The sequence below is a fragment of the Rahnella victoriana genome (genome assembly GCF_004330295.1).
GTDB lineage: Bacteria > Pseudomonadota > Gammaproteobacteria > Enterobacterales > Enterobacteriaceae > Rahnella > Rahnella victoriana.
This window is the reverse complement of the sequence record NZ_SJOJ01000004.1, coordinates 151,715-164,923: the sequence shown is the minus strand read 5'-3', so window position 1 is coordinate 164,923 and position 13,209 is coordinate 151,715. Positions and strand designations below refer to the sequence as shown.

Annotated in this window: 9 protein-coding genes; 3 read left to right on the top strand and 6 right to left on the bottom strand. The window is 54.3% G+C overall.

All coding sequences use genetic code 11. The annotated features are described in order from the left end of the window. The first annotated feature begins 60 nt into the window (after positions 1-60). Positions 61-2,259: a mechanosensitive channel protein gene (gene ybiO / locus EYY67_RS05105; RefSeq protein WP_462938069.1), complete on the top strand. Its 2,199-nt coding sequence runs from the start codon at positions 61-63 to the stop codon at positions 2,257-2,259. A 149-nt stretch (positions 2,260-2,408) separates the two neighbouring features. Here ybiO and EYY67_RS05100 read toward each other — a convergent pair whose 3' ends face one another. Then, the gene (locus tag EYY67_RS05100) at positions 2,409-3,719 is read right to left on the bottom strand and encodes a methyl-accepting chemotaxis protein (protein ID WP_131692980.1); all 1,311 of its coding nucleotides are present in this window, start codon (positions 3,717-3,719) and stop codon (positions 2,409-2,411) included. A gap of 342 nt (positions 3,720-4,061) precedes the next feature. Next, complete coding sequence (gene rlmF / locus EYY67_RS05095) at positions 4,062-5,030, bottom strand: 23S rRNA (adenine(1618)-N(6))-methyltransferase RlmF (protein ID WP_131692979.1); 969 nt, start codon at positions 5,028-5,030, stop codon at positions 4,062-4,064. A 206-nt stretch (positions 5,031-5,236) separates the two neighbouring features. Between rlmF and EYY67_RS05090 the strand changes: the two genes are divergently transcribed. After that, a complete protein-coding gene (locus tag EYY67_RS05090; protein WP_095922764.1) occupies positions 5,237-5,866 on the top strand; it encodes a flavin reductase family protein in 630 nt (209 codons plus the stop codon). Positions 5,867-5,952: 86 nt separating this feature from the next. Here the strand turns inward: EYY67_RS05090 and EYY67_RS05085 are convergent, their stop codons facing one another. From EYY67_RS05085 to dinG, 4 genes are all read right to left on the bottom strand, one after another. After that, positions 5,953-7,815: a M3 family metallopeptidase gene (locus tag EYY67_RS05085; protein ID WP_131692978.1), complete on the bottom strand. Its 1,863-nt coding sequence runs from the start codon at positions 7,813-7,815 to the stop codon at positions 5,953-5,955. A gap of 112 nt (positions 7,816-7,927) precedes the next feature. Continuing rightward, the gene (locus EYY67_RS05080; protein WP_095922766.1) at positions 7,928-8,269 is read right to left on the bottom strand and encodes a zinc ribbon domain-containing protein YjdM; all 342 of its coding nucleotides are present in this window, start codon (positions 8,267-8,269) and stop codon (positions 7,928-7,930) included. A 311-nt stretch (positions 8,270-8,580) separates the two neighbouring features. Then, positions 8,581-9,543 carry a DNA-binding protein YbiB gene (gene ybiB, locus EYY67_RS05075; RefSeq protein WP_131692977.1) on the bottom strand — a complete coding sequence of 321 codons (963 nt, stop codon included), beginning with the start codon at positions 9,541-9,543 and terminating at the stop codon, positions 8,581-8,583. Positions 9,544-9,573: 30 nt separating this feature from the next. After that, a complete protein-coding gene (dinG, locus tag EYY67_RS05070; protein ID WP_131692976.1) occupies positions 9,574-11,748 on the bottom strand; it encodes an ATP-dependent DNA helicase DinG in 2,175 nt (724 codons plus the stop codon). A 325-nt stretch (positions 11,749-12,073) separates the two neighbouring features. Between dinG and ompC the strand changes: the two genes are divergently transcribed. After that, positions 12,074-13,183: a porin OmpC gene (ompC, locus tag EYY67_RS05065; protein WP_095922769.1), complete on the top strand. Its 1,110-nt coding sequence runs from the start codon at positions 12,074-12,076 to the stop codon at positions 13,181-13,183. Positions 13,184-13,209 lie beyond the last annotated feature (26 nt).

Below are 13,209 nucleotides of genomic sequence, written 5' to 3'. Positions count from 1 at the left end.
CCCACCTTCGAAAACGCCTTATTTGAGAGAGGAACAATGCCGCATAACGACAGGACTCCGTTGGCTCACCGCATCCAGACACATTTACTTTTCACCTTGCTGTTTATCATGCTGGCTCTGTTCAGTGCCTTCAGCCACGCGGCAGAAAAACCCGCCGGTGCCGATCAGCAAAAAGCCTCTTACACCGCGCTGGCCGATATTCTTCAGGATGATAAAGCCAGGGCTGAATTGATTTCACATCTGCGTGAAGCGGCCAAAAGCGAAACGCCAGCGCCTGCTCCCGCCGCTGAAAAGAGCGAACCTAAGCCGCAACAGCTTTCCCTGATCGACGAGCTGGTCGATACCACGCAAGAGACTGTCGCGCAGTTCAGACAGCGCGTAGAAAAACTGAAAGAGACCATCGACTCCGGCCCGCAGCATCATTTTCGCGCCGATCGTTTTTTTCCGGCGCTGGGATATTTTCTGTTAACCGTTGCCGTGACGTTTGCCCTGTTTCATCTGATTCGTAAACTTGTCGGCCCGCTGTATGTCCGTCTGGGGCGCTGGGGAAATAACGCCCGCCTGAAACAGGCGCACTGGTATCAGTTGCCCGCCAGCATTCTGGGCGCGTTTGCCATTGATGTGGTCATTTTGCTGCTGACTGTCGCCGCCGGAAACCTGTTCACCCAATATGTGAACGGTGGCAGCGCACTCATTGCACGCCAGCAGGCGTTGTTTCTCAGCGCCTTTGCCGTCATTGAATTTTTCAAAGCCGTACTGCGGCTGATTTTTGCGCCCGGCTTCAGCTATCTTCGTCCGTTCCCGCTGACCGACATGACCGCACGCTACTGGAATACCCGTCTGGCATGGGTCAGCGGCCTGATTGGCTATGCGCTGATGGTCGGCGTGCCGGTCGTTGCCACGCAAATCAATTACACCACGGCGGCGGTAGTCAATTTCGTGGTGATGCTTGCGCTGACGGTGTATGCCAGCTGGCTGATTATGCATAACCGGCGCACCATCCACCGCGAATTCAATTTGCTGGCCGAACGCTCAATGGCCTTTTTCAGCGTGATCCTGCGCGCCCTCGGGCATGTCTGGCATCTGCTGGCTGTCAGTTATTTTGTGGTGCTGTTTTTCCTGTCACAGTTTGATTTTGCGGGCAGCCTGCGGTTTATGATGACGGCCACGCTGAAAAGTCTGGTGGTGATCGCCCTCGGCGCCCTGCTCTCCGGTCTGCTTTCGCGCTGGATCAACCGCCGCATTACCCTGCCCGACGACGTTAACCGCCGTTATCCCCTGCTGCAAAAACGCATCAACTCGTACATTCCGGCGGGTCTGAAAATCATCCGCGTGCTGGTGGTGCTCAGCGTCACCCTGTCGCTGCTGGATGCCTGGCACATCTTCAACCTCAATAAATGGTTTATGACCGACGCCGGTGAGAAAGTGATCAGCGGGCTGGGGCATATCCTGTTTATATTGTGCTTTGCGATTGTCGGCTGGACGCTGCTGGCCAGCATGATTGAACACCGTCTGGGGCAGGAACTGAGCAACGGCGCACGCCCGAGCGCCCGCGAACGCACGTTACTGACGCTGTTCCGTAACGTGCTCGCCATCGTAATTTGCACTATTACCGTGATGATTATGCTTTCGCAAATCGGGCTGAATATCGCGCCCCTGCTCGCCGGTGCCGGTGCGCTGGGTCTGGCGGTCAGCTTCGGTGCCCAGACGCTGGTGAAAGACGTCATCACCGGGATCTTCATCCAGTTTGAAAACGGCATGAATACCGGCGAGTACGTCACCGTCATGGGGATCACCGGCACGGTCGAAAGCATGACCATCCGCTCAATCGGCCTGCGCGACATTTACGGCGTCTTCCATATCGTGCCTTATTCGTCGATCACCACCCTGTCCAACTACGAGCGTGAATTTGGCGTCTACCGCGCCAGCTATAACATCAGCCGCGACGAAGACGTGGATAAAGCCAATGACGTCCTGCGTCAGGCCGTGGAAGAACTGCAGCAGGACGAGAAAATCAAACCGCTGTTGCTTGGCGAACCGACCTTCCAGGGTGTGGTGGGATTAGGCGACCAGTTCTTCACTATCCGCGTGCTGGTGCGCACCAAAGCGCTGGAGCAATGGACGGTGCAGTACGCGCTGGACAGGCTGGTGAAAATCCACTTCGAGAAAGCCGGCATGGCGATGCCGAGGCAGGCAGTGCAGATTTATAAAGATGAAGGCTTGCCGCCAGAAAATCCGGGGAAAATGGCTGTTTCTTAGGTTTTGACCTGCTCCTCCCCCTGCGAAGGGGGAGGCCGGGAGGAGGTTTTAAAGATTAAGCCTTGGTAAAAGTACACTTTAACGGCGGATTTTGACCTTAATACCCCACCCCAACCCTCCCCTTCGCAGGGGAGGGAGCAAAACGACAACTAATGCCTCGTCTGCCCCTGGTCCCTCGCGACAACGGAAAACTCCGCCATCATCCGCACCAGATCCTGCATGCCGAGGTTGACCTGATTGATGACATCACCGGCATTGCGGCTCAGCGCGACACCGCCGCCTGCGCGGTTAACGCAGTTGCCCATGCCGTCGATGGCGGCCATGACGCCGTCGCGGATATTCTGGGTCAGCTGATCAATCTCAACCGCCGCTTTGCGGGACTGATCGGCAAGTGAGCGGACTTCTCCGGCGACCACCGCGAATCCCCTGCCCTGTTCTCCGGCATGTGCCGCTTCAATCGTCGCGTTGATGGCCAGCAGATTGGTCTGGGATGAAATCCGGCGGATGGTATCCACCATTTCGCCAATACGTTCAGAGGTCTGTCCCAGTTGCCCGATAATCTCAGAGGTACGGCGCGCCAGCGCTTCCACTTCCTGCATATCTTCCACCGCTTTCTGCACGATGGTCACACCTTCAGCCGCCGTTTTATCGGTGGTCAGCGACAACTCATGCACATGCGTCATCATGCTTTCCTGCTGACGCTGCTGATCCATCTGCGCCGTGATGTCCTGCGCGATTTTGACAACCTTCACCACTTTGCCGTCGTCATCAATCACCGGGTTGTAACTGGCTTCCAGCCAGATGGACTGACCCCGGCCATTCACCCGCTCAAAACGGCCAAGAATAAACTCGCCGTTACGCAGGCGCTGCCAGTGATTGCGGTATTCGTGAGAGTCACGGTATTGCGGAAGACAAAACATCGCGTGGGAATGGCCTTTAATCTGTTGCAACGAATACCCCATGACTTTCATGAAGTTATTGTTTGCAGAAATGACATGACCATCAGGCGTGAAAGTAATCAGCGCCATAGAACGTTCAAGTGCTTGTAGAATTCCCTGGTGTTCGTGCGATTCGTTAATTCTTTCGGAGACATCACTGGCAATTTTAATTATTTCAGTGACTTTGCCTTGTTTATTTTTTACCGGAATGTAAGTGGCTTCCAGCCAGATTAAGTTTCCATTCTTTTGCACACGTTTAATATTTCCACTGACGGACTTCCCCTGCCGTAAACCCTCCCAGTGCAGGCGATACGCATCGCTGGCAACAAATTCCGGGGTACAGAACATCCGGTGAGGCTGGCCTATCACTTCGTTTCTGCTGTAACCCATGCTGCTGAGAAACAGATCGTTGACCTCAAGCACCACGCCCTCTGGCGAGAAGGCAATCATCGGGACTGCCTGCTGGATAGCCGCGAACTTATCACGCCATGCCGTACTAAATTGATGAGAAAATAATTGCATAGGACAGACACCCTGTGGCAGATAACGTGAATTAATGCACAAAAGGCAATTAACTGAATTAAACACGTGCTAAGTTTCACAGGTTATTAATAATGCTGATAATAACCGGCGTAACATTAGTATGACCCCTGGGTGGGTTGCAGGCAGGAACGTACAAAAACAACAGCATGCGGTGAAAAATAAAGTCACGCGCAAAATCATTACTCAGATAATTAATCAACTTTCTTATAGTGAATTAATCATAATTTATTCCACTGAAAAAGAAAGGGGGATGCCGGACTATTTTTTCCGGCGCGTTCACTGTCAGATGAACGCGCTGGACTAAGGCAATTCACCCCGTGATCAAACTGACCAGCGTTTGATTGCCCAGCTTTTTTGCTGCGAGGGAGTCAGGAAAGTCCAGGCGACGAAGCGGCTGATCTTATTACCATGCACCATTTCGATGGTGCGGACATCGGTGGCACCCTCTTCACTCAGCGCGTCATACAGTAGCGGCAGTGTGGTTTTTTTGGACACCAGAACGGTGTACCAGAAACAGTTCTGCGCCTTACCGGCACTCTCTTCCGCCATGCGGACCACAAAGGCTTCTTCGCCGCCTTCACACCACAATTCGTTGTGCTGACCGCCGAAGTTCAGTTCAGCCGTGCCTGCACGACGATCAAGACCGAGGTTCTGACGTTTGCGCTGACTGCCGGACGCCGCATCCGCCGCAGAGGCGTGGAATGGCGGATTACACAGCACCGCGTCGTAACGCTCATCGTGACGGATAATGGTGTCGAGAATGCGCTGCGGTTTGGCCTGTAAACGGAAACGCACCTGATTGGTCAGCAGCGGATTGGTCGCCACGATTTTTTTGGCCGCAGCCATAGAAACCGCATCAATCTCGCTGGCTGTGAAACGCCAGCCATATTCGCGCAGGCCAATGATCGGGTAAATACAGTTCGCGCCGACGCCGATATCCAGCACGGAAATGTCTTTGCCCTGCGGAATATTGCCCTGGTTGCTGCTGGCCAGTAAATCGGCCAGATGGTGAATGTAATCGGCACGTCCCGGGATCGGCGGACACAGATAGTCAGCCGGGATATCCCAGTGTTCAATCTGATAGCAGTCGCGCAGCAACGCACGGTTCAGGGCTTTTACCGCCTGAGGATTGGCGAAATCTACCGATAAATCGCCCCATTTGTTTTCGGTAACGAACGGTGCCAGTTCCGGGCTGCTGGCAATCAGGGCCGGGAAATCATAGCGGCTGCGATGACGATTTCGCGGGTGAAGACCGCTTTTTTCCTGAGGGAAGACTTTCTTTTTTTCCACCTGATTGACTCTCCGAAAGGTGTGCGCGACGCATAAAACATGCGATGAGGCGTTGGATATTCATGAATGGCGCACAAGATACCACAAAGCGCCGCCGCCTGCCGGAAGCATCCTGTCGCAGACGGGCACATAAAAACGCTCAACGGGGGATGAAATCCGGTAATGTACAAATCATAGTCTTTATGAATTATTTGCTGAGGAAAATCATGACCGCTGATGATCGCTATTACTACGAACCAACAAAAGGCCACGGCCTGCCCCATGACCCGCTGAACGCCATTGTCGGCCCGCGCCCGATCGGCTGGATTTCCTCCCGCAATGCTGCCGGACAACGCAATCTCGCGCCCTACAGTTTCTTTAACTGCTTCAATTACCGGCCACCGATCATCGGTTTCGCCAGCAGCGGCTGGAAAGACAGCGTGGCAAACATTGTGGAAACCGGCGAATTCGTCTGGAACCTGACCACCCGCTCGCTGGCGGTCAAAATGAATGAAAGCTCGGCCTCTCTGGAGCGCGGCGTGGATGAATTTGAATTTGCAGGACTGACCGCGCAACCCGGCACGCTGGTGGCTGCCGACCGTGTGCTGGAAAGTCCGGTCAATTTTGAATGCAAACTCACGCAATGCATCCAGCTGAAAACCGCCGCCGGCGGCGATATCGATACCTGGCTGGTGCTGGGTGAAGTGGTCGCCGTGCATATCGCGCCACATCTGCTGGTGGACGGGATTTATCAGACCGCCCTCGCCGAGCCGGTTTTACGCGCGGGCGGCCCGTCGGCGTATTACGCCATTTCCGAAGACTTACGTTTCGACCTGACGCGCCCCGACGCCCGCTGAGTTAACAATCTTGCGATAAAAAAAGCCACCGCACAGTGTTCGCTGCCGGTGGCTTTTTCATCAATGACGGTTATTCGCTGCCGTCGCTATTTACTTCCGTAGTTCTGCTCAACGAAATCCGCAAAATCCTGACACATGGCATCATCACCGTCGGCGCTGTCCGCGAGGATCAGACTGCCGTCCACCACCCGGATATGCACATTCAGGTCAAAATCGGCTGCCGGCTGCTCGCGTGCGGAGGCCTTTTCGATCGTCTGCTTTGCATCCTGCCACGCGGCTTCAATCGTCTGGTTGCAGGCCTGCGCCAGATAATCCGGATTGAAGCCTTCACCGGTCAGGCTGCGCAACGTATCGTCATGACTGACGCTGTTGCCCGGCGTCCAGTAATGTTTCGCCAGATCCGGGCCAATGGCCGGGTTATCGGTCAGGTAGCCGTCGCGTTTCAGGAAGAATGCGCGGGTCTGTTCTACGGCCATCATCGCCAGCAGATAGCCCTGATAGGAACAGGCGGATTCCATGGAAAGCAGATGCGGAATAGCCAGCGTCGGGCGCGGGCTGCCGGTCACGCCTAAAATGTGCGTTTCGACATCACGCGCCAGCGCGATCATGGCTTCCGGCGTGCGTTTCTCATCCGGCCACTGATAAAGCTGCCATTCAAAATACGGCACCAGCAGAATATGACGCTCGTTGAAAGAGCGCATCGGCTGACGGGCTTCGATGCTGGCGTGGATCAGTTCATCCGGCACCGGCTCTCCGGCGGTATTTTTCGCATAACGCTTCAGCCAGTCGGCATCGTCGAGCAAACTGTCGCAGAACATCGACTGGGTTTCGGCGTAAGCCATCGAGGTCGGCGGGAATTCCTGCGAGAAGCAAGGCGCGTTCTGACGGATATTGGCGAAATGCGCCGCGTGACCGCCTTCGTGGAACAGCGTATTCAGGCCGCTCGCACCGCTGCCAATCTGATCCGGTTTCGCCAGGCTGGTGAAGTTAATCACCGCGGGCACCCATTTGCCGTTGTCATAAAACGGCGGCACCGGCCCGTGCATAAAACCATTCTCGTATTTGCCTTCGCGCACCAGTAAATCCAGCTGCATTTCTGCGCCGTTAAAGCCGATATTCAGGCGCTTAAAGCTGTCGATCCAGCGACGCAGGGAATCGGCAAACGGGAAATACGGATCAAGCTGACGGGTCACGTCACCGGCGCTGGCAAAGCGGATATTCCACGGCAGCAGCGCGGCATCGCCTTCCCGCGCCACCAGTTCATTGAGGCTGCGCGTGTTGCTTTCCCGCGTTTGCTCTTCAAACCGGTCAAGGATGGCGAACAGTTGTTCCGGCGTCATGCGCTCGGTTTTATTCACTTTATAATCGAAATAGTTACGGTAACCGAGCTGGCGCGCAAAACGGTTACGCAGGCCGATCAGTTGCGGCAAACCGTTATGCAGCAGCCACTCTTCCAGTTCACGCAACGCATTTTGCGAACTGCGGCGGTAGGCTTCATTTTCGTTATTGGCCTGATTGGTCAGCAGCTCGCCGAGGGAGGCATTAACGCGCTCGCCTTTGCTGTTGATGTGGGTCATCCGGTACTGTTTGCGTTTACCAAACAGCACGGATTCGGCCTGAATGATTTCATCCATCAGCGCCTGCGCTTGTGGATCTTCAATCACGTTGCAGTCGAAGAAACTCAGCCAGCCGCGCAGGCCATGCAGCAACGCATCACGCGCTTCACCGGCAGGTTCTTTCTCTGCGGCGGCAATGGCATCGCGGATTTCTTTCGGACGGGAGGGTTCGGCGATAAAGCGTTTGTAGGCGGTTTCGGCAGCGGAGAATGCGTCGGAGACGTTTTCATCACCCGTGCCCATATAGTGTTGCCAGAACAAATTCTCTTTGTCCTGATGCACGTTGAGGTAGTCGCGATTGAGCGCGTTAAAATAGTCCTGAGCCTGTTTCATGCATTCTTCTCTGCTGAAAGTTAACGAGATTATGCATTGAGTGTATGTTCGCAAAGCGGTTATGTCGATATGGCAGAACCGCTTTTGAACGTCAGGCAGGATCGTGCGGAGATCAGTTTTTCTTAACGAACTCGGATTTGAGTTTCATCTGGCCGAAACCGTCAATTTTGCAGTCAATATTGTGATCGCCTTCGACTAAACGAATGCCTTTCACTTTGGTGCCGATTTTCAGCATCGAAGAACTGCCTTTGACTTTCAGGTCCTTGATCACCGTGACAGAATCGCCATCCGCCAGCAGATTGCCATTGGCATCCACCACTTTCAGCGTGTCATCTTCACCCGCTGCATCGCTGTTCATCGACCAGACATGTCCACATTCAGGGCAGTTAAGCATTTCGCCGTCCTGCCAGGTGAATTCAGATTGACATGCCGGGCAAGCTGGTAACGTTTCCATAGTTAAATCTCCATAAAACTTTATAAAAAAACGAATGAAATCAGTGAATAGATTTCGTAGTTCCTTTATTTTAGCCTTTAACCACACTTTTGAACAGGGTAACGGAGATTTTGGGGAGCTGATCCGGACTTAAACGCAGGATTTTTAGAGGAATACAGGCAGTTTTTTAACTCCTCCCCCTGCGAAGGGAGAGGCCGGGAGGGAGTATTAAAGGCGAAACCCATGCTTAAGCACACTTAAACGCCTGATTTTGACCTTAATACCCCACCCCCTTCACAGGGGGAGGAGCTAACTTAGCTCATTCCCGGCTTTTAAAATATCTGATCCACAATCATTCTGGCCTCGGCCATATCGGCACAAACCTCTGCGGCCACCAGACAACACGCCAGTTGCGTGATGATCGCCTGCGGGATCGCGCGCCCGCCATTCAGACACTGATTGATGTATTCGACGGTGGTCGCCACGTCTTTCGAGGCAGGCACGTCCGCGGCGAAAATCTCTTCTTTTTCTGCCAGCACCTGCTGAACTCCGGCGGCGATCAGGTGCGTCTGCGGGAAGCGTGACGGGTTAGCATACACTTCGCCCTCGGTGCCCTGCGTCAGTAAGGCGCGGCCATCGATCTGGCGGAAGAACGAGGAAACGCGCTGCACATATTCCGGGTGCGAAACGCTCGATAAGCGCAGGCAATCCTGACCGGTAAACGGTGTGATCAGTTTCGCCAGCGTATGGCTGCTGTTGCGAACCCCCATCTGCCAGCGCAGGGCGAGCTGTTTCTCAATGGGCGCACACAGCACGGAGATCGGCAAAAAGACCGGTCCGCGGGCGGCATCCAGCTGCTGCTGCGCTTCCTGCTGGTTTTGTGTGGCGGGTATACCCAGCGCGCGGAAAATCTCGGCACTGGTGATCCGGGTCGGATCTTCATCCACGCCATGCACCAGCACCGGCAGCCCCAGACGGCTGAGCAAGATGGCCAGCAGCGGCGTCAGGTTCGCCTGTTTACGCGCGCCGTTATAGGTGGGGATCACCACCGGCAGCGGACGGTCTGTCGGGGCCTGCAGGCGCATGACGCTTTCTTCTATCGCCTGATAAAAACCCAGCATTTCTTCTTCCGCTTCGCCTTTAATACGAAACGCAATCAGCAGCGCCCCCAGCTGTAAATCCGGCACTTCACCTGCCAGCATCTCGCGATACAGCGCGTGCGATTGTTCCCGATCCAGATCCCGGGCGTGATTTTTTCCGCGCCCCACTTCTTTGATAAGTTTGGTGTAATCCATCGTAGCCTTACCTTGTCTGTCCGAAAAAAGTCATCGTCTGCGTGCACGGCGACGAACCGGATCTTTCTTCGCGGTGTTAAGAATATCGGGGCGTTTCACCGAACCGGGCGCGGGCATTTCACGCTGCTCAATCGGGAACACCGGCAACGCCGCCAGCAGGCGTGCGCCATAGTTTTTTGTCAGCAGACGTTTATCGTAAATGACGATTTCGCCGGTGCATTCATGGCTGCGGATCAGCCGCCCGACCTGCTGGATCAGATTGAATGACGCACTCGGCAAACTCTGCACTTCAAACGGATAACGTTTCAGTGTTTTCAGCCATTCGCCTTCCGTCAGAATAACCGGACTGTCGATAGGGGGGAACGCGATCTTATGAATATGCACCTGCGTCAGCAGTTCGCCTTTCAGATCTAACCCCTCGGCGAACGATTGCAGCCCCACCAGCACGCTGGTCGTGCCCGCCGCCACCCGCTTGCGGTGCTCTTCTACCAGCCGGTAGCGAGGCTGATCGCCCTGCACCAGCAGCATCAGCCGCAGGTCCGGCAGCAGGGACACAAACTGCTGTAGCGCGCGGTTGCTGGCAAACAGCACCAGTTGCCCAGTGTGTCCGCCTTTCGCCAGTTCGGTGCGGAAAAAATCCGCCATTTCCTGAATATGTGCCGCTTCGTTAGCCATCAGCGGTTCGTGGATCATTTGCGGAATGACCAGTTTGCCCTGTTCGACGTGATTAAACGGCGAATCCAGACTGACGAAACGGTCACCGGCTTTTTCCGTCAGCCCGCTCATTTCCTGCAACCGCGAGAAACTGTTCAGCGACCGCAGCGTGGCGGAAGTGATCACCACATGCGGCACTTTACGCCAGAGCATTTTTTCCAGCTGCTCACTGACGCGGATCCCGGCGCAGTGAAACACCAGATGCGTCTGGTTATCGAAATAGGAACGCGTCACCCATTTACCGATCGGCGCGTTCGAGGCTTTATCCAGCGCCGCCAGCCGCCACAGTTTGCTCATGGTTTCGAGATAACCCTGCATCCGGCTCATGTGCAAAATGGCGCGGTGCAGCCGCATAATGTCGTGTTTGCCGGTCTTTTCGCTGAGATCATTCACCATATATTCCGCCAGACTGCGCAGGCCGTCGGTCAGCTTGAACAGGCGGCTGCATTGTTCAGTCAGTTCCGGCGGCAAGGCGCCCAGTTCGAAACGGTATTCGGCTTCCGGTTCCGCAGGCGGCAGATACTGGCTGACGGATTGCTCGACCAGCAGCAGCAATTCGCGCATTTCAGCGCAATGATTGTGCAGACGTTCAGCATTGGTCAGCGGCGGCGGATTTTTCGGGGTAAACAGCGCCAGACATTGCTCAATCTGACGCACAAAATTGTCGAGTTGCAGGTGATTCCACACAGCGGTAATTTCCGCATCGACTTCCAGCGCATCGCGCGCCACTTCCGGCAGATGATGGCCTTCGTCGAGCACCAGCAGCAAGTCTTTCGCGGGCGGAAGTACCGATTCGGATTCCAGCGCGGCCATCACCAGCGCGTGGTTGGTCACCACCACGTCGGCGCTTTCAATCTCTTTGCGCGCCACGAAATACGGGCATTCGCGGAAATAGTGACAGTTGCGGCTGAGGCAGTTGGCTTTGTCAGTGCTGATTTTGATCCACAGCGGATCGTCGATCGTTTTCTGATAGTGATCGCGCAGTCCGTCCCATTCGTAACGGGAAAGCGCGGTTTCCAGCGTTTTACAGAACTTTTGTTCTTCACCGCTCGAGGGCGCCAGTTCATCGCCGAGAAATAACCCGAGATCGCCCTGTGCATTTTCATTACTCATCGCCGCCAGATTACGCGGGCAGACATAACGGCCACGCCCGAACGCGCCGGTGAATTTCAGATCGGGAATGATTTTTTTCAGCAGCGGTAAATCTTTGCTGTAAATCTGATCCTGCAACGCCACGTTGGCGGTGCTGACGATCAGCGGCTTTTCTTCTTCGCGACTGACGGCAATGCCAGGAATGAGATAAGACAGCGTTTTCCCGACGCCGGTGGGCGCCTCGATGGCCAGATGCCGTGCGGAATCCCCCGAGAACGCTTTCGCCACCTCGGCAATCATCTGACGTTGCGGAGCGCGGGAAATGAAGTCCGGGATTTGCTGTTGCAGGGCTTTGTACCACTGGCTTATCTGATTTTTAACTGCGGGGGAAAGCGCCATGCATCTCTTTTTGGTTGAAGGTCGTGACCGGAATGTGGCCGCTATTGTCACACAGACCGGCATCGGGCGCAGCCCGAAATCTTAATTCCGGGCTTTTTGCCTGAATGAAAATTGTGCAGAAAAAACGGAGGACGTGTAAAAAAAGAAAAAGTTCATTTCTGCCTGTCATAAATTGATCACAAATATACGGTAAAAAACTCTCGCTGAGAAAAATCCGAGTCCATACGGAATGCACAGCAAACAATGATGAACAGCGTCTTTTCACAAGACTTCATATAAAGCTTTTATGAAAAGCTTTTAATAAAAGAATGCAGGGTAAAAATTGATGAAACGTAACATTCTGGCACTTTTAATTCCTGGTTTATTGATGGCATCAGGCGCACACGCAGCGGAAATTTATAATAAAGACGGCAATAAACTTGACCTGTACGGTAAAGTAAAAGGTCTGCATTATTTCTCTGATTCTGACAGCAACGACGGCGACCAGAGTTATGTGCGTTTCGGTTTTAAAGGTCAGACGCAAATTAACGACCTGATCACCGGTTACGGCCAGTGGGAATACAACATCATGGCTAACCATGCTGAATCCGACAGCAAGACAGCCAGCACCACCGGCACCAAAACCCGTCTGGGCTTTGCCGGTCTGAAATTCGGTCAGTACGGCTCTTTCGACTACGGTCGTAACTACGGCGCACTGTATGACGTCGAAGCCTGGACCGATATGTTCCCTGAGTTCGGCGGCGACGGCTACACCAAGGCAGACCGCTTCATGACGGGCCGTACCAACGGCGTGGCCACCTACCGTAACCGTGGCTTCTTCGGTCTGGTTGATGGCCTGAATGTGGCCGTTCAGTATCAGGGTAAAAACGAAAATGATGGTCGCGGCAACAGCACCGCGAACGGCGACGGTTACGCCCTTTCCACCACTTACGCACTCGGCGATACCGGCGTGAGCATCGGTGGCGCCTACGCGTCCTCTGACCGCACTATCGGCCAGAGCACCTCCGCGTACGGCAAAGGCGATAAAGCAGACGCCTGGACCGGCGGCCTGAAATATGATGACAACGGGGTATATTTAGCCGCGATGTATGCGGAAACCCGTAATATGATCGCCATTACTGTGCCGGCAGGTATTGCCAGCGCGCCAGCAGGCAGCGGTTTTGCAAATAAAACACAGACCGTGGAAGCGGTCGCACAATATCAATTTGACTTTGGTCTTCGTCCTTCTCTGGGTTATGTGCAGACCAAAGGCAAAGATATTGAAGGCATCGGTGATGTTGACCTGGTTAAATATATCGACGTCGGCGCGACCTATTATTTCAACAAAAATATGTCTGCCTATGTTGATTATAAAATCAACCAGCTGGACGACGACAACAAACTCGGTCTGAATAACGACGACGTGACGGCTGTCGGCCTGGTTTATCAGTTCTGACAATCCGTTATTAAAACAGGCGCTTT

What these genes read in the sequence shown, in the direction of transcription:
- EYY67_RS05080 (WP_095922766.1), bottom strand. Translation starts at nt 8,269, where the DNA reads ATGGAAACGTTACCAGCTTGCCCGGCATGTCAATCTGAATTCACCTGG.
- EYY67_RS05090 (WP_095922764.1), top strand. Translation starts at nt 5,237, where the DNA reads ATGACCGCTGATGATCGCTATTACTACGAACCAACAAAAGGCCACGGC.
- ompC (WP_095922769.1), top strand. Translation starts at nt 12,074, where the DNA reads ATGAAACGTAACATTCTGGCACTTTTAATTCCTGGTTTATTGATGGCA.
- ybiB (WP_131692977.1), bottom strand. Translation starts at nt 9,543, where the DNA reads ATGGATTACACCAAACTTATCAAAGAAGTGGGGCGCGGAAAAAATCAC.
- EYY67_RS05100 (WP_131692980.1), bottom strand. Translation starts at nt 3,719, where the DNA reads ATGCAATTATTTTCTCATCAATTTAGTACGGCATGGCGTGATAAGTTC.
- EYY67_RS05085 (WP_131692978.1), bottom strand. Translation starts at nt 7,815, where the DNA reads ATGAAACAGGCTCAGGACTATTTTAACGCGCTCAATCGCGACTACCTC.
- dinG (WP_131692976.1), bottom strand. Translation starts at nt 11,748, where the DNA reads ATGGCGCTTTCCCCCGCAGTTAAAAATCAGATAAGCCAGTGGTACAAA.